Source organism: Marmoricola sp. Leaf446 (genome assembly GCF_001424755.1).
Lineage (GTDB): Bacteria > Actinomycetota > Actinomycetes > Propionibacteriales > Nocardioidaceae > Marmoricola.
This window is the reverse complement of sequence record NZ_LMRF01000002.1, coordinates 153,787-174,816: the sequence shown is the minus strand read 5'-3', so window position 1 is coordinate 174,816 and position 21,030 is coordinate 153,787. Positions and strand designations below refer to the sequence as shown.

Here is a 21,030-nt window from a genome sequence, read left to right as displayed (position 1 = left end):
GGCGCGGGACCCGGCTCCGAGGGGGAGCCGGGTCCCGGCCGGGTGGATCAGTACTGGCGCTGGTCGAGGACCTCGGCGGCCTGCTCCTGGTCGAAGGTGGTCTCCTCGGTGACGACGCGCTTGGGGACCTCCTCGCCGTCGACGACCTTCTTGGCGAGGTCCATCAGCTGGGGGCCGAGCAGCGGGTTGCACTCGACGATGAAGTTGATCTCGCCCTTCGACAGGGCGGTCATGCCGTCCTTGACCGCGTCGACGGTGATGATCTTGATGTCGGTGCCGGGCTTCATACCGGCGGCCTTGATGGCCTCGATGGCGCCCAGGCCCATGTCGTCGTTGTGGGCGTAGACGACGTCGATGCCCTTCTCGGACTTCAGGAAGGTCTCCATCACCTTCTTGCCGCCGTCGCGGGTGAAGTCACCGGTCTGCGAGGCCACGACCTCGATGGAGTCGTCGGCGGCGATCTTCGAGCCGAAGCCCTCCTTGCGGTCGATCGCCGGCGCGGCGCCGGTGGTGCCCTCGAGCTCCACGACCTTGATGCTGCCGTCACCGTCGACGTCGGACTCGCCGGCGTTCTCGACCAGCCAGTCGCCGGCCTTCTCGCCCTCCTGGACGAAGTCGGAGCCGAGGAAGGTCTCGTAGAGGGAGTCGTCCTTGGAGTCGACCGAGCGGTCGGTGAGGATCACCGGGATCTTGGCGCGCTTGGCCTCGAGCAGCACCGTGTCCCAGCCGGTCTCCACGACCGGGCTGAAGGCGATGACGTCGACCTTCTGCTGGATGTAGGAGCGGATCGCCTTGATCTGGTTCTCCTGCTTCTGCTGGGCGTCGGAGAACTTCAGGTCGACGCCCTCGGACTTCGCGGTGTCCTGGATCGACTTGGTGTTGGCGGTGCGCCAGCCGCTCTCGGCGCCGACCTGGGCGAAGCCCATCGTCAGCCCGCCGTCGGAGCCGCCGGAGCCGCCGGAGCCGCTGCCCCCCGACTCGGAGCTGCCGCAGGCGGTGAGCGTGACGGCGCCCAGGGTGATCGCGCAGGTGGCGACCAAGCTCTTCTTCAGCACTGCAAGGTCCTCTCGGTCTCGGAGCCAGGTCGCTCCTGTGACTGACGTCACTGCGTCGAGTGTGAGCGTTAACATCAACCGACGTCAAGCACCTTCGCATGACTTTCTGACCTGCGCGGTGACGGTTGCCGGTTCAATTGTGAGCGCTCACAACCAGAGCGGGACAAACCGGGCGGGTCGGCGGCTGGCGGGCGGCGTACGACGCGACTGGACGTCCTTCTCGGCTACTCGGCAGCCTTCGCAACAGACGTCCAGCGACGGATTACCCGGACGTCCGGGTGATCAGCGCCGGCGCCCCGCCGCTCACTCCCCCAGCGACTCGAACGCCCACCGGAGGGTGGAGCGGTAGGTCTCGCCGGGGCGGAGGGTGGCGTCGCCGAAGTCGGGGCGGTGGGGGGTGTCGGGGAAGACCTGGGGCTCCAGGGCGAGGCCGTCGCCCTGGCGGTGCCAGCCGCCGGCCGAGGAGGGCTCGGAGCCGTCGAGGCCGTTGCCGGTGTAGACCTGCAGCCCGGGCTGGTCCGAGGACAGCACCAGCCGGGTGCGGGTGGCGGGCGAGGTCAGCCACGCCACGGGTCGCACGCCCTCGCCGGGGTCGAGGACGTAGTTGTGGTCGATGCCGCCGGCGTCGCGCAGCTGCGGGTGGTCCAGCCGCACGACGGACCCCAGCCGGCGTGGCTCGCGCAGGTCGAAGGGCGTGCCCTCGACAGGGGCGGGCGGGCCGGGCACGGGGATGCCGGTGGCGTCGATCTCGACGTACGCCGCTCCGGCGACCGCCAGCCACTGGCCGTCGATGGTGCCGGACCCCTCGCCGTCGAGGTTGAGGTAGGCGTGGCTGGTCAGGCACACCGGCGTGGGGGCGTCGGTGGTGGCGCCGAGCTCGAGCTCCACCGCGTCGGCGGTGACGGTGAACCGGGCGCGCACGCGCAGCTCGCCGGGGAAGCCCTGGTCGCCGTCGGGGCTGACCAGGCTGAGCTCCACGTGGTCCTCACCCTGTTCCTCGACGGTCCAGAGCCGCACGTCGAACCCCTCGGGGCCGGAGTGCAGCGAGTGGCCCCGGTCGTTGGTGCCGAGCTGCACGGTCCGGCCGTCGACGTCGAAGCGGCCGTGGGCGATGCGGTTGGCGTAGCGGCCGATGGTGCCGCCGAGGTAGGACGTCGAGGCCAGCAGCGACCCGGGGTCGGGGTGGCTCAGCACCACGTCGCGTCGTACGCCGTCCCCGCCGGTCACCCAGAGCCGGTGCACCGTGGCGCCGAGGTCGAGCAGCTCCAGCACCGGGCCGGGGGCGCTGCCGACGACGAGGCGGGTGACCTCGCCGTGGGGCGAGCTGCCGAAGGGGAACGCGCGCGAGTCGGCCATGCGCGCACGCTAGTCGCGCGCGGCGGCCTCAGCCCGTCGGGGTGCTGGAGGTGCGCACCACCAGCTCGGGCGGCACGAGCGGCACGGTGGCGCCGACCTCGCCGTCGAGGGTGCGCACCGCGAGGTCGACGGCCCGGCGGCCCAGCGCCGCGAAGTCCTGGCGCACGGTGGACAGCGGCGGCCAGGCGTACGCCGACTCCGGGGCGTCGTCGAAGCCCACGACGGCCACGTCCTCGGGCACCCGTCGCCCCTGCTCGTGCAGCGCGCGGAGCAGCCCGAGGGCCATCGCGTCGTTGCCGACGAAGACCCCGGCGACGTCGGGGTCGGCGGCCAGCCGGAGCCCGGCCTCGTAGCCGCTGCGCGCCGACCAGTCGCCCTCGAGCAGCGGTCCGGGCGCGACGCCGCGCGCCTCCAGCTCGGCGCGCCAGCCCTCGCGCCGCATCTGCGCCTCGACCCAGTCCTCGGGGCCCGCGACGTGCGCCACCGCACCCCGTCGGTCCACCACGTCGAGCAGGTGGCCGGTGGCCAGCCGCCCGCCCGTGCCCTGGTCGATGCCGGCCGCCATCGGCTGGCCCGGCACGACGCCCTGCACCAGCACCACCGGGACCGGGAGGTCGAGGGCGGCGACGGTGTCGAGCGCGGCACGCTGGGCCACCGCGACCACGACCGCCTCGACGGCCTGGTCGAGCAGGCGGTCGACGTCGCGCCGCAGCGACCGCTCGTCGAGCTCGGCGAGCCCGACCTGCGCGACGGCGTACCCCGCGGCGTGGGCCGCGTCCTGCACCGCCACCGAGATCATCCCCGGGCCGTGCAGCCCGAGGTGGGCCGCGACCAGCCCGATCAGGCCCGAGCGGTTGGTGGCCAGGGCCCGGGCCGCGGCGTTGCGCCGGTAGCCCAGCTGCTGCATCGCGACCTGCACCCGCTCACGGGTCTCCGGGCGCACCAGCGCGTGGTCGTTGAGCACCCGCGAGACGGTCTGGTGCGACACCCCGGCCAGGGCGGCCACGTCGGCCATCGAGGGCGGCCGCTGGCCGCCGGCGGCACGGGGGGTCATGCCGGTGATCGTAGGGGCACGACCCCCTAGTCGAGCGGTCTCAGCTCGTCGGCGTAGGACAGCGAGACCCGGCGCAGCACGCCGGCGTCGTTGACGGCGTACTGGCCCATCCGCCACAGCGGCGGGCTGTAGGCGTGCACGCTGACCGACCCGTGCACCGCGCCGTTGAGCCGGTGGATGTGGTCGGGCCCGAAGGAGAACACCGACCCCGCGCCGACGCGGGTCTCCCGCGCGCCGTGCAGCAGGGTCAGGTTGTTCTCCACCAGCTCGCCCTCGACGACCGCGACGGCGCCCGAGGACACGTCGTGGTCGTGCCACCCGGTGTCGTTCTCGGGCGTCCAGCACAGCAGCCAGACGTCGACGTGGGCGTCGCGGTGCAGCGAGGCGTAGACCCGCTCGCGCTCCCCCGGCTCGTCACCGCCGAACGCCACCAGGTGGCGCCACAGCGCGGGCTGCTGGGCGATGCTCGCGGCCAGGGCCTCGAGCTCGCCCTCGGTGAGGTCGCGGTCGGGCAGGTCGGCGACCCGCAGGTCGTCGTCGTAGGACGCTAGCGGCGCGGCGCGCTCGGCGGGGACCCCGGTGGCACGCTCCGGTCCGAGGTCGCGCGCCTCGGTGCTCAGCTCGCTGCCGGCCACGACCGCTCACCCCCCGCCACGGGCAGGCCCAGCAGGCGCCGCGGGTTGGCCACCCGGACGGCGTGCGTGGCGGCGTCGCCGAGCAATGCTGTGAGCGGCTCGCCGTAGGGCCGGTCGCTGCCGAGCACCAGGGCGTCGACCCCGAGCACCCGCACCACCGACTCCAGCGCCCGGACGCCGAGCCCGGAGGTCTCGGCGTAGAGCAGCGGGTCGAGCGCCTCGCGCTCGCCACCGCGCAGCAGGTGCCGCTCGGTCAGCAGCGGCGCCAGCCCGGCGCCCGCCACGAACACGACGCGCAGGCTCGGGAACAGCGCCCGGCCCGAGACGGCGTGCCAGGCCCAGTACGCCGCCTGCAGCTGCGCGGTGTAGCCGACGACCGGCGCCCACCAGTCGGGCAGCCGGCCCGGCAGCACGTGGCGCGGCTCGGGCCCGGGGTGCACGAGCACCGGCGCGTCGGCGAGCTCGGCGGCGCGGAGCAGCGGGGCGTGCGCCTCCCAGCCGTACGGCGTCGCCAGGTCGCTCGCGGGCAGCTGCAGCCCGACGAAGCGGTCCTCGGCGAGCAGCGCGGAGAGCCCGTCGACGTCGGGAGCTCCGTCGTCGACCGCGGGGACCGAGGCCCAGGCCCGGAAGTGGTCGGGCAGGTCGCGGGCGCCGCGGTGCCAGGCGTCGAGCAGGAGCCGGGAGGCGGGTCCGCCGAGACGCTCGATGCCGAGCGGGGAGGAGAGGCCCACGCACGCCGTGACCACCCCCGCGTCGGTGTCGGTCGCGACGCGCGTCGCGACGTCGTGGTGGGTGGGGTCCACCTCGAAGGGCGGCTCCCCCTCGAGATGCAGGGTCCAGCCCCGCAGGTAGGGGGCCCGGCTGCGCGCGCGCAGCCGGTCGACGAGCTCGTCGGTCCACAGGTGCTGGTGGACGTCGACCGCGCCGGTGGTGTGGTGGTCTGGCATGACGTTGACCTCCTTCCAAACGTAGTAAGTGCAGTGACATTATCGTATTTGAGACGCGGGTGGGGCGGGTCTCACCGGTCCGGAGGAACAGCGGCTCCGCGCCGAGGGTTGTGGCCCGTCGTACGCCTCATGACTGTCCCACGACCCGCAACCCCTCCAGGAGGACCCGTGCCCGCGCTCTTCGAGCCGATCACGTTGCGTGACCTGACCGTGCGCAACCGCGTCTGGTTGGCGCCGATGTGCCAGTACTCCGCGACCGACGGCGTCCCGCACGACTGGCACCTCGTCAACCTCGGCGCCCGCGCCAGCGGTGGCTTCGGGCTGCTGCTGACCGAGGCGGCCGCCGTCGTGCCCGAGGGCCGGATCAGCCCCGAGGACGCCGGGCTGTGGAACGACGAGCAGGCGCAGGCGTGGCGGCGCGTCGTCGACTTCGTGCACACCCAGGGCGCCGCGATCGGCGTCCAGCTCGCGCACGCCGGCCGCAAGGCCTCGACCTACCGCCCCTGGGCCGGGTCCGAGGGGACCGTCCCGGCGGCCGAGGGCGGTTGGACCAGCCGCGGGCCCTCGCCCGTCCCCTTCGAGGGGTACGCCGCCCCGACCGCGCTCGACGCCCGGGAGATCGCGGACGTCGTCGAGGCCTTCGCCACCGCCGCCCGGCGGGCCGTCGAGGTCGGGTTCGACACCGTCGAGCTGCACGCCGCCCACGGCTACCTGTTCCACGAGTTCCTCTCGCCGCTGTCCAACCACCGCGACGACGCGTGGGGCGGCGACTTCGAGGGACGGGCCCGGCTGCTGCTCGAGACCACCGACGCGGTGCGCGCCGCGATCCCCGAGGGGATGCCGCTGCTGGTGCGGATCTCGGCCACCGACTGGCTCGACGGCGGCTGGGACCTCGAGCAGAGCACTCGGCTCGCGGGCCTGCTGCGCGAGCGCGGCGTCGACCTGGTCGACGTCTCCTCGGGCGGCAACGCCGCGGCGTCGATCCCGGTGGAGCCGGGCTACCAGGTGCCGCTGTCGGCCGGCGTCCGCTCCGCGGGCGTGCCCACCGGCGCGGTCGGGCTGATCACCGAGCCGGCCCAGGCCGAGAAGGTCCTCTCGAACGGCGAGGCCGACGTCGTGCTGCTCGCCCGGGCCGCGATCCGCGAGCCGTCCTGGCCGCTGCGCGCCGCCCACGAGCTGGGCGTGCCGGTCGACGAGGCGCCCTGGCCGCCGCAACACGCGCGCGGCACCTGGCGCTGACGCCGTCGGGAGCGGCTCAGACGACGCCGCCCGGGGGCACCCGGGAGCCGGCCTCGACGTCGCTCCCGACGACGACGTCGCGACCCAGGATGGTGATCGCGTCGGCGTCGTCGAGGGCGGTGTCGGCGCTGCCGACGGTGGCGCCGCGACCCACCTCGCAGGCGGTGTCGACCAGGGTGCGCAGGACGCGGGCACCGGACCGGACCACCGACCCGGCGGACACCACGCTCTCGACCACCTCGGCACCGTCCTCGACGACCACGTCGGGGCCGATCACGCTGCGGGTCACGGTGCCGTGCACCTTGCTGCCCGCGCTGAGCATGCTGTCGGAGACCACCGCGCCCGAGGCGATGAAGGCCGGCGTGCGTTCGGGGTGCTGGGTCAGCACCGGCCAGGCCGGGTCGAAGAGCCCGGTGTCGCCCTCGAGCAGCTCGAGGTGGGCGTTGAGGTAGTGGTGGGGCTGGCCCAGGTCGCGCCAGTAGCCGTCGAGCCGGTGGGAGTAGACCTTGCCGCGCTCGACGAGCCGCGGCACCAGCAGGTCGCCGAAGTCACCCAGCCCGGAATCGCCCGCGGGACGCTCGGAGTCGGCCTGCGACAGCTCGCGGTGGAGCTCCTCGAGCACCTCGACGAGCACGACGGGGTCGTAGGCGAACACCTCGCACACGACGACCGAGCCGTCGGGCTCCTCGGGCTTGTAGGCGAACCCGGTCACCCGACCCAGCCGGTTGCTGGTCACGACCGCGTGGTCGGCCGGGTCCTCGCCGTACACCTCGGCGAGGTCGGTGACGAGCATCGTCAGCTCGGCCCCCTTGTCCAGGTGGGTGGCGACGAGCTCGCCGAGGTCGAAGCGGTAGACGTGGTCGGCGCTCATCACCAGCACCACGTCGGGGGCGGCGCGGCGCAGGTCGTCGCGCAGCCGGAACAGCTCGTCGGCGTTGCCCTGGGCGAAGCCCTCCTCGTCGAGCGAGCCGTTGCCCTCGCGCGGCATCAGCAGGCGCAGCCCGCCCCGGGTGCGGTCGAGGTCCCACGGCCGGCCGTTGCGGACCTGCTCCTCCAGCGACTCGGCCTGGTAGGACACCGAGAGCCACACGTCGTCCACCCCGGAGTTGACGAGGTTGGACAGCGGGAAGTCGAGCAGCTGGTAGCTGCCGGCGAACGGCAGCGCCGGCTTGGCCCGCTCCGCGGTCAGGACGTCCATCCGGCCGCCCGCGCCGCCGGCCTGGATGATCGCGAGCGTCTTGAGACGCTGGAGGGGGTTCATCGGGTGATCCTCGCACCGTCGTGTCCGCATGCTGGAAGGGGCGGGGGCCCTAGCCTGCGGTCATGGAACGCAACGACGCGGCCTCGGACCGCCACAGCACCGACGGACGGTCGACCTTCGAGCGGTTCGTCGAGGCGACCTACATGCAGGTCAGCCGCGCCCCGTTCTTCGTGGTCTGCCTCGTCGTCGTGCTGGCCTGGGGCGCCAGCGCCCCGCTGTGGCCCAACCTCAAGGAGTGGCAGGTCGCGATCCACACCGTCGCCAGCGTGGTGTCGCTGCTGCTGCTGGTGCTGCTGGAGAACGCCGGCCGACGCTCGGAGGAGGCCTCGCAGGAGAAGCTCAACGTGCTCGCCGAAGCGCTGGCCTCGCTGATGGAGTCCTCCGCCGCGCGCGACCCCGAGCTCCAGGAGGCCACGCGACGGCTGCGCGAGGCGGTCGGGCTGGAGGAGCGGCACTGAGGTCGGCGGGACCTACCAGCCGAGCGTGCCCGGGGCTCCCTTGAAGGGGCCGACGACGTCGTCGGTCACCCAGCCGCCGTAGAAGCCGCCCTCCTGCGGCCGCACCCGCTCGTCGTCGACCAGGCACTCCAGCCGCGAGGGGTAGAAGGTCACGAAGCCCCGGAGGTCGGCGAAGCCCGGCGTCGGGTCCTCGTAGGACCAGGCGGCGGCCTCGAGGCCGAGCACGTCCCAGTAGGTCGCCGCGCCCTTCCACTCGCACCACGTCGAGCGGGCCCGTGACGGGGTCAGGGCGCCGTCCACGACGTCGGCGGGATCGACGTACCAGGTCGGCGGGTGGCTGGTCTCGAGCACCCGGAAGCAGCGCGTGCTGTCCACGACCGGCTGCCCCTCCCGTCGTACGACGACCCGACGGTCCGAGCGCACCAGCGCCGGCGGCCTCGGGTAGTCCCACACCGACTCCTGACCGGGCCCGGGCTCGACCCGGCGCTGCTCCTTGCGCATGCCCCGATCCTGCTCCGCCCCGCCAAGCCACGGCGGCTGGCTACCCTCGGAGTCGTGAGCAGGACGACGCACCCGGGCGCCCGCGCGGCACTGCTGCTGCTCGCCCTGCTGGGCCTGCTCGCCATGCACGGCCTCTCGGCCCACGGCGCGGCCGGCCACCACGGCGCCGAGCCCACCGGGAGCACGGCGGCGGGGCACGGGGCCGGCCACCACGTCGACCAGCCCCAACAGGCTGTCGCCGTCGTCACCGACGTGCTCACGCCCGCCACCCCGCTCGCCCCGCCCGCCTCGGACGAGGCGGCCACCAGCGCCGGGCTGTGCCTCGCGGTGCTCCTCCTCGGCCTCATCGGCCTGCTCGCGCTGCGCCGCGACCGGCCGCTGCTCCGGCCCGACCGGACCGCGGTCGTCGCGTCGACCAGGGCGCCGCCGGCCCGCGACCCCGACCCGCCCGACCTGTCCCGCCTCTGCGTCCTGCGCTGCTGAGCAGACCGCGCCCCGACCCTCACCCGGTCGGGCGCGACCCCCTGCCCCCAGCACGCCCACCCGACGGAGGAACCCCATGTCCCAGCACGCCCGCACCACCACGCTGACCCGCGCGCTCGCAGCGGCGTCCCTGCTGCTGCTCGCCGCCTGCGGCGGCAGCGACCACGACGAGGCGGACGTCCGCTTCGCCCAGCAGATGGTCCCGCACCACGCCCAGGCGGTGGAGATGGCCGACCAGGCCCTCGACACCAGCCGTGACCCCGACGTGCGCCGCCTGGCCGAGGAGATCCGCGCCGCCCAGGACCCCGAGATCGAGACCATGACCGGCTGGCTGGAGGAGTGGGGCGAGGACGTGCCCGACACCTCCGGCGGGATGGCCGGCATGGGCGACATGGAGGGGATGGACGGGATGATGTCCGAGGCCGAGATGCAGCGACTCGACGACGCGAGCGGCGCGGAGTTCGACCGGCTCTGGCTCGAGCTCATGGTCGAGCACCACCAGGGTGCGGTCGAGATGGCCCGGGCCGAGCAGGCCGACGGCACCTACGACGCCGCCGTCGCCCTCGCGGAGGAGGTCGAGCGCACCCAGCGGGCCGAGATCGCCGAGATGGAGGAGCTGCTCGACCAGGGCTGAGGCCGCTGCCGCGGCGGCGGGTCAGCGGTCGGCGTACGGGTCGGGCGCCAGCTCCACCCAGACGTCGGTGAGCCGGTCGGGGTCGTCCCCGGCGCGCATGCTGACCCGCACCGCCGTCCGCTCGGGGTGCGCGGGCACGACCACCTCGTGCTCGGCGTCGCCGATCGCGACCGCCCCGCGGGGAGTCAGCAGCACGTGGTCGTAGAGCACCCGCCGGGCGGTGCGCGGGTGCGGGGCGTCGCGCACCTCCACGTGCACCGTCGCCCCCACCTCGACCGCCGACGTGTCCTGGGCGTGCGCGACGTGCAGCACCACCCAGTGGCCGTCGGCCACGACCCGGCCCTCCCCGCGGGGCGGCTCGAGGGCGTGCGGGTCGGAGATCGTCACCAGGCCCCACTGCCACGTGTGCGTCACGGTCATCACGAGCCGGGGATGGGCGGCCGCGAGTCCGTCGTCCATCCGGCGAGTATGGAACACCGCCCCCAGCCGCCCGCGGGGCGTCTCACCCACACGAGCCCGCGACGCAGAGGACCCGGGCCCACACGGGACCCGGGTCACATCTGACTGGCGGTGGCGGAGGGATTTGAAAGTTCCGTGACCGCCCCTCCGTCACTTGGTCAGAAGTGGCCAGATTTGGACTTTGTAATCCCCTGACCTGCAACGATATAGGTCGCCCCGTCGGATGTCAGTGGTCAGGCCGTGCCAGATGTAGCCTTCGATATGGCACGTAGATGGCACGAAACTCGAGTCATCTGGCACGTAGATGGCACGAAATGGCGGCGATTTCGATGGCACGGCGGACCGAGAAGCGGGGCTTCGGCAGCATCCGGCGGCTGCCCAGCGGGAGCTTCCAAGCGCGTTACGCGAGTCCGTCGGGCGACCTGGTGGCCGCGCCCGTCACGTTCTCCTCCCGCATCGATGCAGAGGCCTGGCTGCACTCCGAGCGGCGGCTGCTCATCGAGCCCGAGGTGTGGAAGGCGCCGAAGGTGCGACTCGAGGAAGCGCGCAGGGAGGAGGAGGCGAGGCGACTGCCGACGTTCGAGTCGTATGCGGAGCGGTGGATCCACAACCGCCGCAACAGCCGGGGGGAACCGCTGCGGCCATCGACTCGGGACAAGTACCGGTCCAGTCTTCGGGTCCATGTCTATCCGACCTTCGGCAACACTCCGCTCGACGAGATCACCCGGGTAGCGGTTCGGGAGTGGCACGAGGGTCTGACGGCTGGACCGGCAGCCAAGGCACACGCCTACACGACCGTTCGCACGATCCTGAACACGGCGGTCGACGAGGACGAGCTGCTGAGCAAGAACCCGGCACAGCTGCGCGGGGCTGGCGCGCGGCACGGCCGAAAGAACTTGCGGCCGGCAAGCCTCGATGAGCTGGGCGCCATGGTCGAGGCCATGCCCGAACGGCTCCGTCTGCTCCTCCTGCTTGCCACGTGGTGCGCACTGCGTTCTGGGGAGCTCCGAGAGCTCCGACGCGGCGACCTCATGCTCGGCACCGACGGCGCAGGCGAACCGTTGGGTTGGGTGAACATCAGCCGCGGTGTCGTCCGCGCCCGAGTGGCTGATCCGGCTTCTGGCCTGCTCACCGCGAACGTGGTCGGCGCCCCGAAGACGGAGGCTGGAGTCCGATCGGTCTCGATCCCCGAGTTCCTTCTGTCAACCGTCGAGGACCATCTGACTCGCTTCGCGGCTCCCGGGTCCGATGGACTGCTCTTCCCCTCGCGCCGCGATCCTCAGGCACAGCTGCCCGAGGCGACACTCAATGGACGGGCGGCCGTGCTCAACCCTCAGGGTGACGTGATCAGGCCGGGCTTCGGATGGCGTGAGGCGAGGCGAGTCGCCGGTCGCTCCGATCTTGACCTGCACGACCTCCGGCACACCGGTGCGAGCTGGGCAGGCGAAGAGGGCGCGAGCCTGGCCGAGCTCATGCATCGGCTCGGCCACTCCACGCCGAGCATGGCCATGCGGTACCAGCACTCCCGCCTCGAGCGCGACCGCGAGCTGGGTCGCCGGCTCTCTGCCCGAGGCACCCGAGGGAGGGGCTGATCCCGTCGATATGGCCCCGGTCCGACAAACCCGACCACTGAGCTTAGAGAACTACGGACGAGCCATACCGAGGACCGACGGGCCGTCACCGGGCGTTGTGCTCCTATGACCTACCAGGAGGTCTGCCGCACTGTGCCGCTGTCACCCAACGTCGGCAACCTCATGTGCGGGGCTGGCCTGAGTCCTACCGCCGGAACTGGCGCCACCCAGTGGCTCGGCCTGGCGGCACCGAGTTCACTCGATACCGTGAGAACTGTGACTTCAGCCGCGCGGTTCATCGCCGTCTTCAACGACATCGAGAACCACCTACGAGACGCTTTGGCAGCGTCGCCAAGAGCGTCGTTCAAGTCCATGCTGGACGACTACGCCTCACAGCATCGGCTACCTGCGCGTCACAAGACAGCCCTCGAGACGTTCGCGCGCCTTCGCAATGCCATCAGCCATGGCCGTTACCAGAACGGTCTTCCGATCGCCGATCCTCGCCCAGACACGCTTGAACAAATCGAGCAGATTCGTGACCTTCTCCTGAGCCCACCGCTCGCCCTTGAGGCCATTTACGGCCCTGTCGACCCGCCGGCTCCGGCTGTGGTGGGCCTTCAAGACCCCATCAGCGTGGCGCTTGTTCACGTGCGCGATCACGACTACTCGCAACTCCCCATTTACGACGGGGATCTTTATCTAGGTTTGCTCACTGCCAACACGATAGCCCGCTGGATTTCCCAACAGTTTGACGACTTCGATGGCGAAGCTGTCAGTGAGTCAGTCGCGTTTGTGCATCGGCACCAAGAAGCGGAGAGCAACGTCGTTCCGGCACGGTTGGACCTCACCGCCCTTGAAGTGATCGACCTGCTTGCAAACCTCGACCATCCCGCCAACGCCGTCATTTTTTCACCCGGCGGCACCCTCGAAGAGCCACCGACCGCCATCGCCGTTCCCGCTGACCTCGACGCTTTGTATCGGTCCCTCAACTTCCGCTAAATCACCGGCTGTTGACGAGAGTCGTCGCCTCGACGGAGCCGCTTTGGCATTGCGGCGACAGGCGAATGCCGCTCGTTGCGGGTCCCTAGCGACGCCGAGTGCCGCGGCCGATTCGATCGCCGTCGTTGCTGCGGCCGGGGCGTCTATCCAGCCGAGACAGCGGCCAGTGTCCAACCGCCTTGATCCGCGATTCAAGTCATGCTGCGCTCTCGCAACGCCGATCGAACAGACTCCACCCGCGGCGAGCAAGCCGGTAGCACGCACTAAAGGACTCAGAGATCTCCCATAGGTCTCCGCCAGAGGTGTACTCAGCCATGCGGTCGGGATATCCGACAACCCGTCCCGCGGGCACGGCCTGCGTCGACGAGCGGGTGAAAATAGGCCAAGGGAGTCCGTGAGCGTCGCCACTATGCGTCCGCCACATGCCTTTGATGGAATCCTGCTGGAGCGCGTCTTGAAAAACCACTTCAGCTGCTGTGTCAACGATGGTCGTCTCTGTTGGAGCCTGGGACGCCGTCAAGTCCGACGAAGCTGACCAAAGATGGCGGACGGCATCGCGACGACGTCTGACTTGATCTATCGCGGTGGCGAGTTCGGCGGCTTCGACGCCTGGAGGATTGGATTCCAGATACTGGAGGTATCGACGGTGGACTTCGTGGACCGTTCGCAGTCCTCTCTGTTGTCGGTCGTGACGTAGGTCTGGCGCTAGTAGCCAGACGCCCCTGGCCGCTCCGAGCAGTGCGCCCCTGAGTGCGGTCGGCATGGCGATCGGGAAGAGTTCCTTCGCTTCTACAGAAGCCCGAACCAGGTTGAGGTGTTGGACGGCCGAGACTAGGGCGACCCGTGCCACTTGGTGCGGCGCGAAGCCGGGCCATATCTGCGCATCCCCATATAGTTCACTGCCGGTCTGCGGCTCCTCGATCTGCGCAGATCTTGCACGCCACCGGTCCAGGTCCGGGTACGTATCGCGCATGCTTTGCAGCGCAACGCCTGCGCGAATCTGTTCGGCTGAGAAGTCGCTCATCGGGATCCGTTCCGTCTGCGTTGGTCCCGCTCCAGTGTGTGTCACCGGCTCCGCCCGCCGTGTCCGTTCGGCCCCCGCGCCTAGGCGCACCATATCGCCGCTTTGACCCATGAAACCTGCCCTGATGTGCCACTCTGCGGGCGCGTCCAGGTAGCCGGCGAGTTGATCCACCGTTCTGGTGTTTCCTGCGGGTTGACGGGTGGAGGGGACGATACCGCCGGTCCCAGGCTCGCATCAGGACCTGGGCAATTGGCGCGATTCAGACCGCGGCAACCTGGAGTGGCCAAGCCACAGAAATCCAACTCTCAGCCGTCAGCCGGGCGCCAACCGAACACGATGCACTCAGACGTTTGCGATGGGTCGTTCGGCAAAGCCGGCGAGTTGGTCGCTGCGCAGCATCTGGGCCGGGTCAGCCTTGCCGTCAATTAGGCGGACTCCATCGGCGAGGAGCAGGGCTTGGGGATCGCGCTTGTCTTCCGGGTCGGTCCAGGTGAAATGCGGTGCGGTCCGGCCGTCCCAGGTCAGAACTCGCCACGCGTTAGCGCAGTGGGGGCACGTGGTGATGTGGTTGCCCAAAGGCTGCGGCGCCGTACCGATTGCGTCCGCGAGCTCGGTGTACGACGTCCAATGACCGATTGGTAGCGACTCGAGGATTGCGTGCATAGGAGCCCAGTCGAAACCGCTCTTGCGCGGAGCAGGCTTCTCCCCGCGCAGCGAGGCGCGTACGTCTGAGAGGAAGCGGCCGTCCTCAAGACGCCAGAACTTCCACCCGTTGGTGCTGCCGCCACGCACCGCCGATCCTGCTGCCGATGGCGACTCGTAGACACGGCCTTTCACCTCAAGCAGCCCAGTCGGTGTGACCGTCGCCGTCACCGTCGCCCAGTTGCCCGGCCGTGCGGTCAGCACCGATCCGGGAGCAAGCAGACCAGCGGCGAGCAGGTGTTTGATCTCCACCCACTTCTCGGCCGCTGGGACGTTGTCAGCGACGGCGCCGATGTGGCCTGCAGGTACGGGCCAGGCTGCCAAGAGAGCCTCTGTCATGACAGCGCTGCGCTCATCAATGCTGGCCTCGTTCCACTCGTCGACATGCTTGACCGCGCGATTAAGAAGGAAGACGTCGGCGCTGTCGAGCTTGGAGCGCTTGGTGGACCACGCACCGTTCGAGACCGCGCTGTTGAGGCTAGTCGTGAGCAGCGTCAAGTTGCCGAGCCGGTGCACGTGCTCGCCCCGCTCCACCTCCTTCTCAAGCCCGTCGACCGGCCAATGCTGCTGCCACGACTGGGGAAGGATGTGCTCGATCGGGAACCCGTTGCGCGGCACACTGGGCGATTGGTGGGTCGCGCGTAGCTGATCCTCGACGGTCTCCAGAAACATCCGAAGCCGGGCCCGGGGATAGCGGCGGTAAGCCTGCTCGTCTGCCAGGTGCCGACGGATTTCGTCGTCACCGGGCCAGTAGTTCGAGGATGCGTTTAGCGCGGTCAGGTAGTCCTGGACTTGCGCTGCCAACCCGTTGGACGGCGAGGTGCGGAACGCTCTGACGATCTCAGCCACCGTTCGGCCTAGGTTAGCGGACGTGAGCCGCAGGATTTGTCGGCGTACGACCCACGACTCGACCATCTCGGTGACCTTGTCGGCCGTGGCGGCGGGGATGTCGAGCGAGGGGTCGTGCAGCCAGATCACGATGGGCTTTAGGAGCTCAACACCGGCGGCCTGCATTCGGTAGAAGGCTCTCTCTGGCACCGTCAACGCGCGCGTCGTGTCATCGGCGTTGATCTGCCAGGACGCATAGGCCCCAGCCTGCTTCTTGATGATCTGCAAGAGCTCGCTCATCGAAGAACCGGCCTCGTGGTCGACGTGATGCTTGAACCGGATGAAGGTCTGACGCGGGCCGATCTCCTCACCGACCCGCGACTGGAGCCACTGCGAGAGGAAGAGTGAGCCGCGGCTGATGAGGTAGCGACCAACGCTGACTTCCGCCTCCCAGAACGGCGTTTCGAAGGGCCAGTCCTCGGCGTATGCCTTCGCCACGTCTCCGCCCTCGCCATCCAGCTTTTGGAAGACGAAGTTCTTGATGAGATCCGCCGCGGTCAGTGGCGTGCCACGCGCGTTGAGAGTCTCGAAGATCTCTTGGGAGTTCTCGTCAGCCTTCAGGTCGATCACGACCAGCTGCAGGCCCTGCGCGATGACGCCCGTCAACGCCGTGGCCCTTTGTTCCACCGCGCCGTCAGCGTCGCTGTCCTCATCGAGCCACCGGACAATCTGGTCGGCAAAAAACGCGTGGGCCCTCGTAATAAGGGCGCCCGAGTGCGACAGCGCGGCGTAGTCGACCGGCGGCTCCGCCTCCATCACCTCGGCGAAGGCAGCGCCGTCCCGATTCGTGTGCACCAGTTTGCGCGACCGACCCTCGTTACCGAAGTGCGGTCGGTTGTGCGTGAGGTCGCCCAGCTGCTGTGCGAGCGGGTCGATCCCCCGGCTTTCGAAGACCAGCGCCGCGGCGTCCGTCAGCACCTGCAATGTCGTGATCCGTTGCTGACCGTCGATTACGTTCCAGGTAGGCACCGTGCCGACGATCGGGATGCCGGCCTGCAGCACGACCGCGCCGAGAAAGTGCCGAGCCGACGTGTGCGGCTCCTTGAGTCGCAGCTCGGCCATCCGGACGACGTCGCTCCAAAGCGGGAGCCATTGGTCTGTCTCGGTCCACACGTATGGACGCTGGAACAGCGGTACGACAAGGTGCTGCGGCAGGTAGAAAACTTCCTGGGGCGTCCGTACGTTGGTGTCCACGTCAAGAGCCTAGGCAACGTGACAGCTCACCGTCGGAAGATCGGATTCGTGTACTGCCTCCGGTCCCGGGTTCAGATGCACACCTCAGTAGAGCGGGTCGGCTGCTTCGGGCACGGCATTGCCGCGGCCGCAGGGGATCTACGAAGGCGACATCAAGCTTTTCTCAGACGGATCTCTAGTTGAGCATTCGGTGGGGCGTCGCCAGCAGCAGCTTGCGATGCGCCATTCCGCCGCTTCAGGGCGCCGTCGCGGCCGCGATCAGTCGTGGGAAGACAATTGTGCTGCGGCATCTGTCACGAAGCGCTCGATCAAGCTCCGTGTCTCTTTTGCGCTCTGCTCCATGCCCGACTTTGTCTCGGCTTTTGGGATTGACCTAAGTGACTTGACCGCCGCCTCCGCAAGCCCGCTCAAACCTTCGTCGTCAGCAACCAGCTGGACCCTGTACCGTTCGCGCCACGCAGCAGAGCGCCCCAGGTACGACTCGGCCTTCGCCTCGTCGTACTCGGAACTTGCTGATCCCGCGTCTCTACGTTGGTACCAACGGTTGATTTGGGCGCGGCGTGCCTCCATGGCGCTTGCCGCGAAGGCGCTGTAGGCGTCCATTCGCTCCCGCCTGAGGCGTTCTCTCCTCGCAAACTCCTCGGCACGTCCGGCCATCAGCCGCTGGCCGAAGTAGCCGAGGGCAGAGCCGAGTGCGACTCCGACGATGGCGAAGATCCCAGCCGACATGAAGGAGACGGTAGTCAGTTCGCCTGGGATCAGGGAAACCACGCCCTCTACAGAGTTACGCCGCCGCGTGCCCCCGGCCGCCAGCCCAGGCACAACCAAACTTGGGGCTTGCTGCTCCCCACTTGCCGGGGTCACAGTGGGTCGGTGGCCCGACGGCATCTGGTGACGTTAGACGTGACCTCCCGTCCGGCAACTTTCGCAACGGCAGGCGAGAAGTCGTGGAAGGAGGCAGTCCGCCGCGCCGTGGCCGACTCCGGATGTTCCCCACAGAGCGGACGCTTTGCCGTCTATCTGGAGTTTCGGTTGGGAGAAGCTCGCCGGGTGAGCGAGGTGTGGGACTTGGACAATCTCCTGAAGCCCACGCTGGACGCCATGGAGGGAGTCTTTGGCCTCCGTCAGTGGCGCGGTACGCCGCAGCCAGCCGATGACCAGGTGGACGAGATCCGAGCCGTCAAACGCCAGCCAAGGCCCGGCGAGGTGCCGGGCGCTCGCATCGAGGTCTGGCTGATCGAGACAGACGCTGAGTGACCAGACGTCAGCCTCCCGGCTCTGAGTTCGGTGCGGCATTCCCGGCGCTGTCGGCGCGCCCCTCACGCGCACGCTGACGTCTTGGCCCGTTGTCCAAGCGATCGGGTATGCCCCATCGGTGCCGGCTATGGGAGTCGTATTGGAAGGAAGTGCTTCACGCGCGATCGGTCGGACACAACAAGAACTGATCACAGTCACGCAGGCATCGCTGGTGTGCGCTCGAGTGAGCGGGTCACACCGCCGGCTCGGACGACCCGAGCTCGGGAGGAGCCCCGTTGCCCCACCTAGATTGTCGGCTTCGGCCGATACTGTGTGGATTCTGAGCGAGGAGACCAATGAGCGACTTTGACGGCACGGTAGTGCCGCTGTGGACCCTGTCCACGACTGAGGGTTCGACTGGCGTTCCCGCGATTCCCGACGAGGGCGGACTAACGCCTCAACGTCTGTCGGAACTGCGCTCGGCGCTGGCCGCATTTGCGTTGGCGCCGCTGGTCACGTTGGAAGCTCATCCGCTCCCGGTCAAGCGTGATCGGACCAGCGGGCTCCCTCTCGGCGCGACGAGCCCACTTGCGCAAGAGATCTCGCGCCTCGTCGCCAACTCGTCGAAGGTCCCCGCCGTCACTCGGGTCGTTGAGTCCGGCGAAGTGCTGTACCGAATGCACGTGCCTGACAAAGTGGCCGCAGAGTTCGGTAGAGGCCTCGTGAAGCCGATGGCGTCAAAGGTGGTCGACGGCGGCGTCTACGGCGACCTGGTCGCAAGCACTGGCAAGAGCGTTGTAGCTGCGAAGGCCACGTTCGTTCCCGTCGAGACAGCAGCCGCCGGGGCAACGGGCACGGCTGTCGGAGCCGCTGCGGGCACGGCAGCGGCCGGCACCGCCATGACCGTCGCCGCTCCGCTCGTGCTCATGGCGGTTGCCGTGGGGGCGAGTGCATATGCAGATCACGAGCGGCAGAGAGCCATCGAGAACATCACGGAGCTCCTTGAGAAACTCCACGACGACCAGTTGGAGTCTGAGCGCAGTGAGCTCGATGGCTGCAGCGACGCCATCGACAAGGCAACGGCACTTCTCCTGGACCGCGGCAGGGTCGGAGCATCCCTGGGTTTGGACTCGGCTGTCCATGCGATCAGCATCGCCACGCAGCGCGCCCGGGCCCGCGTGAAGAAGTGGGAAGACGGGCTCGATGCAGTCCTCAAGGACGACCATGTCGACGTAACAGAGCTAGAAGCGGCGTTCCCCGGTATTGCCAGAGACGGCGGGGAATTCCGCGCCCATCTTGAAATGGCAGCGCTCGCCGTCGCTCTCAAGCGTCGAGTGATCGTCCTGCAGGGCGTGGAAGCCGGCCAAGGCGACCAGGAGAACCCATTCGAGAACTTCGCCAGAAGCCTCCGCGAGGATCAGCAGCGGATCAACGACCTAGAAGGCCGTATCGAGCACGTCCTCCGACGGTTGTCGGCGATCGAACTCCGCACCCCCAAACGGCTCATAGACAAGATGATGACCCGTAGGCAGGTCGACAGCCTCCTCGATGCGTCGTACCGGTTGCGTGCCCTCGACCCCGGCGTCGCTGGTTCGAATGTCGACGTCGTCATCGACATCGAGAAGCGCGAGGACGGAACACTTCTCGTGCTCCCGGCACGCGCCTCCTGATCGCAGATCCGGAGGATGCGGATGGCAACGGGCAACATGACGCCCGAACCATGGCGAATGGACGCAGGCGGTAGCCGAGCGACTCCAGGGTGATGGCGGTGCGGGCCGGGACGTCTGGAGGTGGAGGACAATGTCGACGCCGTTGGTGGGTCGGACCACGCCGATGCCGTAGTGGACGGTGTGCACCTGGGTCATCAGGCCACTGACGAGCGTCCAGCTGTCTGAGGGCAGAACGCCGGCAGACCGGCGACGTTGGGCCACGGAGCAGGCCAGCCGCCAACTGCGGCCGGGACGTCGATGACGGGGCGGTCGTTCAAGCAGTCAGCCTCGTCGAGCTGTCGGCAAGGGTCCGCTCCCCCAGCCCACGGGTTCGCGGGTCCAGGGAGGTAGCGGCGTCGACGGAGGCCAGTGCCGTTCCGTGGTTGGCAATCCGGCGTACTCGATCGATGTCGAAGGTCGTCACGCGCAGCGTCATCCTCCCGTCGGCTGCTTGCTTGAGGCCGAGGCTGCCGACGATCGTGGCGAGGTGGGCGGGGTCGAGGTAGGCGTTGACCTGGGTGGTGTCGGCGACCTGGCCGAGCACGGTGGTGTCCACGACGACGAGACGGTCGTCGGCGCTCAACCGGGTGATGACGCTGCGGTGACCGGTGTAGGTGTGGACGGTGGCACGGTCACGAAGCCGAACAATCAGGTCCTCGGTGTCAATGCTTCGCAGCGTCGAGCGCAGCCGCGAGGTCTGAACGGATCCGAGCCAGTCGGCGGTGAGGCCCGACAGCAGGGCGAGGGCACCCCAGGCGGTGTGCTCGGACCACACCCGCGTGCGTCCACCCTGCCGGTTGGCGAGGTAGCGCTCGACGGAGGCGCGGTCCACGAGTCCACGGGCAGCGCGCGTCAGGTCACCCGACTCGATGAGTCGGAAGACGGTCTTGGTCGTGACGCCGAGGAGGTGGGCGACCTCTTTCGTCGTGATGATGTCAATCGATGCCACAACAGTTATTGTCCCCCTCAGGGACATTATCTGTAAAGGGAGCGTGCGTGCACCGGCGCTACGGACTGGCGTCACCATGCTTTCCGTGCCGCGCCCGATCCTCTTGCGACACGCTCACCACCGGGCCGAGGGGATGCGGCGGAGTGCGGCTTCGAGCTCGTCGAGGCGGATGCGGATGGGGCGTCGGCCGCACTGGTAGGCGGGGATGGTGCCGTCGGCGATGCGACGGCGGATGGTCTTCACCGACAGGGACATGACCTTGGCGGCCTCGTCGAGGCTGAGGTAGGTCGGCAGGGTCTTCTCAGCCATTGGTCCGCTCCCTGCGTGTGGTGGGTGCCGCGGAGGTGAGGAAGCGGCGGGCTTCGGCGACGGTGATGTAGAGGCGACCGCAGCCGTTGAAGCGTGCCCACCGGGGGCCGACGCCTCGTCTGCGCCAGTCACGCACGGTGCGCTGTGGGATGCGGATGAGGTCGCAGAACTCCTCGAAGGTGATCAGGCCTCGGTCGTCCCAGTCGCGGGGGATCTGGATCGGGTCCATCTGCTTGTCCTTCTTCGCTCGTCGGGAGGTGTCCTCTCGGTCACTTACGACCGGGCGATGGGGACGCGCGGGGTGATGTCGGTGGTCCATGTCCGTGCTCTTCCTCGTACGTCGGCACCTGTCCCCGTGGTGAACAGG

Annotated in this window: 21 protein-coding genes; 8 read left to right on the top strand and 13 right to left on the bottom strand. The window is 69.4% G+C overall.

The window, feature by feature from the left end:
• Positions 1-47 precede the first annotated feature (47 nt).
• The 5 genes from ASG49_RS08870 to ASG49_RS08850 form a co-directional block, all read right to left on the bottom strand.
• The gene (locus tag ASG49_RS08870; RefSeq protein WP_056540426.1) at positions 48-1,055 is read right to left on the bottom strand and encodes an ABC transporter substrate-binding protein; all 1,008 of its coding nucleotides are present in this window, start codon (positions 1,053-1,055) and stop codon (positions 48-50) included.
• A 303-nt stretch (positions 1,056-1,358) separates the two neighbouring features.
• Positions 1,359-2,411 carry an aldose epimerase family protein gene (locus ASG49_RS08865; protein WP_056540423.1) on the bottom strand — a complete coding sequence of 351 codons (1,053 nt, stop codon included), beginning with the start codon at positions 2,409-2,411 and terminating at the stop codon, positions 1,359-1,361.
• Between the two features lie 28 nt (positions 2,412-2,439).
• Positions 2,440-3,465, bottom strand: coding sequence for a substrate-binding domain-containing protein (locus tag ASG49_RS08860; protein WP_056540420.1), 1,026 nt, complete (start codon positions 3,463-3,465; stop codon positions 2,440-2,442).
• Between the two features lie 26 nt (positions 3,466-3,491).
• Positions 3,492-4,100, bottom strand: coding sequence for a cysteine dioxygenase family protein (locus ASG49_RS08855; protein ID WP_235561989.1), 609 nt, complete (start codon positions 4,098-4,100; stop codon positions 3,492-3,494).
• Positions 4,082-5,047: an amidohydrolase family protein gene (locus ASG49_RS08850; RefSeq protein WP_056540416.1), complete on the bottom strand. Its 966-nt coding sequence runs from the start codon at positions 5,045-5,047 to the stop codon at positions 4,082-4,084. Before ASG49_RS08850 ends, ASG49_RS08855 begins: the two co-directional genes overlap by 19 nt.
• A 129-nt stretch (positions 5,048-5,176) precedes the next feature.
• Between ASG49_RS08850 and ASG49_RS08845 the strand changes: the two genes are divergently transcribed.
• Positions 5,177-6,286, top strand: a complete 1,110-nt coding sequence (locus tag ASG49_RS08845; protein WP_056540413.1) for an NADH:flavin oxidoreductase/NADH oxidase — start codon at positions 5,177-5,179, stop codon at positions 6,284-6,286.
• 16 nt (positions 6,287-6,302) lie between these two features.
• Here ASG49_RS08845 and ASG49_RS08840 read toward each other — a convergent pair whose 3' ends face one another.
• Positions 6,303-7,547: a glucose-1-phosphate adenylyltransferase family protein gene (locus tag ASG49_RS08840; protein WP_056540410.1), complete on the bottom strand. Its 1,245-nt coding sequence runs from the start codon at positions 7,545-7,547 to the stop codon at positions 6,303-6,305.
• A 62-nt stretch (positions 7,548-7,609) separates the two neighbouring features.
• On the opposite strand from ASG49_RS08840, the gene ASG49_RS08835 reads away from it, so the two are divergent.
• The gene (locus ASG49_RS08835; RefSeq protein ID WP_056540407.1) at positions 7,610-8,005 is read left to right on the top strand and encodes a low affinity iron permease family protein; all 396 of its coding nucleotides are present in this window, start codon (positions 7,610-7,612) and stop codon (positions 8,003-8,005) included.
• Positions 8,006-8,017: 12 nt separating this feature from the next.
• Here ASG49_RS08835 and ASG49_RS08830 read toward each other — a convergent pair whose 3' ends face one another.
• The gene (locus tag ASG49_RS08830; protein WP_056540406.1) at positions 8,018-8,506 is read right to left on the bottom strand and encodes a DUF427 domain-containing protein; all 489 of its coding nucleotides are present in this window, start codon (positions 8,504-8,506) and stop codon (positions 8,018-8,020) included.
• Positions 8,507-8,560: 54 nt separating this feature from the next.
• Here ASG49_RS08830 and ASG49_RS08825 point away from each other — a divergent pair, with 54 nt between their 5' ends.
• The gene (locus tag ASG49_RS08825) at positions 8,561-8,989 is read left to right on the top strand and encodes a DUF6153 family protein (protein WP_056540403.1); all 429 of its coding nucleotides are present in this window, start codon (positions 8,561-8,563) and stop codon (positions 8,987-8,989) included.
• A gap of 76 nt (positions 8,990-9,065) precedes the next feature.
• Positions 9,066-9,623, top strand: a complete 558-nt coding sequence (locus ASG49_RS08820) for a DUF305 domain-containing protein (protein WP_056540400.1) — start codon at positions 9,066-9,068, stop codon at positions 9,621-9,623.
• Positions 9,624-9,644: 21 nt separating this feature from the next.
• Here the strand turns inward: ASG49_RS08820 and ASG49_RS08815 are convergent, their stop codons facing one another.
• Entirely contained in the window at positions 9,645-10,082 is a 438-nt protein-coding gene (locus tag ASG49_RS08815; RefSeq protein ID WP_156384253.1) for a hypothetical protein, read from the bottom strand.
• A gap of 314 nt (positions 10,083-10,396) precedes the next feature.
• Between ASG49_RS08815 and ASG49_RS08810 the strand changes: the two genes are divergently transcribed.
• A complete protein-coding gene (locus ASG49_RS08810; RefSeq protein WP_056540394.1) occupies positions 10,397-11,674 on the top strand; it encodes a site-specific integrase in 1,278 nt (425 codons plus the stop codon).
• 255 nt (positions 11,675-11,929) lie between these two features.
• Entirely contained in the window at positions 11,930-12,652 is a 723-nt protein-coding gene (locus tag ASG49_RS08805; RefSeq protein ID WP_156384252.1) for a hypothetical protein, read from the top strand.
• 1,366 nt (positions 12,653-14,018) lie between these two features.
• Here the strand turns inward: ASG49_RS08805 and ASG49_RS08800 are convergent.
• Entirely contained in the window at positions 14,019-16,460 is a 2,442-nt protein-coding gene (locus tag ASG49_RS08800) for a DUF262 domain-containing protein (RefSeq protein WP_082533962.1), read from the bottom strand.
• Positions 16,461-16,718: 258 nt separating this feature from the next.
• Complete coding sequence (locus ASG49_RS08795; protein WP_156384251.1) at positions 16,719-17,189, bottom strand: hypothetical protein; 471 nt, start codon at positions 17,187-17,189, stop codon at positions 16,719-16,721.
• A 144-nt stretch (positions 17,190-17,333) separates the two neighbouring features.
• Between ASG49_RS08795 and ASG49_RS18565 the strand changes: the two genes are divergently transcribed.
• Together ASG49_RS18565 and ASG49_RS08785 are read left to right on the top strand one after the other, a co-directional pair.
• Complete coding sequence (locus ASG49_RS18565) at positions 17,334-17,717, top strand: hypothetical protein (protein WP_156384250.1); 384 nt, start codon at positions 17,334-17,336, stop codon at positions 17,715-17,717.
• A gap of 335 nt (positions 17,718-18,052) precedes the next feature.
• Positions 18,053-19,366, top strand: a complete 1,314-nt coding sequence (locus ASG49_RS08785; protein WP_056540383.1) for a hypothetical protein — start codon at positions 18,053-18,055, stop codon at positions 19,364-19,366.
• 313 nt (positions 19,367-19,679) lie between these two features.
• Here ASG49_RS08785 and ASG49_RS08780 read toward each other — a convergent pair whose 3' ends face one another.
• The 3 genes from ASG49_RS08780 to ASG49_RS08770 are packed head-to-tail and all read right to left on the bottom strand — an operon-like array spanning position 19,680 to position 20,892.
• On the bottom strand, positions 19,680-20,432 hold the full coding sequence (locus ASG49_RS08780) for a helix-turn-helix domain-containing protein (RefSeq protein WP_156384249.1): 753 nt from the start codon (positions 20,430-20,432) through the stop codon (positions 19,680-19,682).
• Positions 20,433-20,468: 36 nt separating this feature from the next.
• A complete protein-coding gene (locus tag ASG49_RS08775; protein WP_056540377.1) occupies positions 20,469-20,663 on the bottom strand; it encodes a helix-turn-helix domain-containing protein in 195 nt (64 codons plus the stop codon).
• Entirely contained in the window at positions 20,656-20,892 is a 237-nt protein-coding gene (locus ASG49_RS08770; protein WP_056540374.1) for a hypothetical protein, read from the bottom strand. Before ASG49_RS08770 ends, ASG49_RS08775 begins: the two co-directional genes overlap by 8 nt.
• Positions 20,893-21,030: the final 138 nt, after the last annotated feature.

What these genes read in the sequence shown, in the direction of transcription:
- ASG49_RS08770 (WP_056540374.1), bottom strand. Translation starts at nt 20,892, where the DNA reads ATGGACCCGATCCAGATCCCCCGCGACTGGGACGACCGAGGCCTGATC.
- ASG49_RS08815 (WP_156384253.1), bottom strand. Translation starts at nt 10,082, where the DNA reads ATGGACGACGGACTCGCGGCCGCCCATCCCCGGCTCGTGATGACCGTG.
- ASG49_RS08840 (WP_056540410.1), bottom strand. Translation starts at nt 7,547, where the DNA reads ATGAACCCCCTCCAGCGTCTCAAGACGCTCGCGATCATCCAGGCCGGC.
- ASG49_RS08780 (WP_156384249.1), bottom strand. Translation starts at nt 20,432, where the DNA reads ATGGTGACGCCAGTCCGTAGCGCCGGTGCACGCACGCTCCCTTTACAG.
- ASG49_RS08845 (WP_056540413.1), top strand. Translation starts at nt 5,177, where the DNA reads ATGACTGTCCCACGACCCGCAACCCCTCCAGGAGGACCCGTGCCCGCG.
- ASG49_RS08820 (WP_056540400.1), top strand. Translation starts at nt 9,066, where the DNA reads ATGTCCCAGCACGCCCGCACCACCACGCTGACCCGCGCGCTCGCAGCG.
- ASG49_RS08785 (WP_056540383.1), top strand. Translation starts at nt 18,053, where the DNA reads ATGAGCGACTTTGACGGCACGGTAGTGCCGCTGTGGACCCTGTCCACG.
- ASG49_RS08810 (WP_056540394.1), top strand. Translation starts at nt 10,397, where the DNA reads ATGGCGGCGATTTCGATGGCACGGCGGACCGAGAAGCGGGGCTTCGGC.
- ASG49_RS08865 (WP_056540423.1), bottom strand. Translation starts at nt 2,411, where the DNA reads ATGGCCGACTCGCGCGCGTTCCCCTTCGGCAGCTCGCCCCACGGCGAG.
- ASG49_RS08830 (WP_056540406.1), bottom strand. Translation starts at nt 8,506, where the DNA reads ATGCGCAAGGAGCAGCGCCGGGTCGAGCCCGGGCCCGGTCAGGAGTCG.
- ASG49_RS08775 (WP_056540377.1), bottom strand. Translation starts at nt 20,663, where the DNA reads ATGGCTGAGAAGACCCTGCCGACCTACCTCAGCCTCGACGAGGCCGCC.
- ASG49_RS08850 (WP_056540416.1), bottom strand. Translation starts at nt 5,047, where the DNA reads ATGCCAGACCACCACACCACCGGCGCGGTCGACGTCCACCAGCACCTG.
- ASG49_RS08835 (WP_056540407.1), top strand. Translation starts at nt 7,610, where the DNA reads ATGGAACGCAACGACGCGGCCTCGGACCGCCACAGCACCGACGGACGG.
- ASG49_RS08860 (WP_056540420.1), bottom strand. Translation starts at nt 3,465, where the DNA reads ATGACCCCCCGTGCCGCCGGCGGCCAGCGGCCGCCCTCGATGGCCGAC.
- ASG49_RS08795 (WP_156384251.1), bottom strand. Translation starts at nt 17,189, where the DNA reads ATGTCGGCTGGGATCTTCGCCATCGTCGGAGTCGCACTCGGCTCTGCC.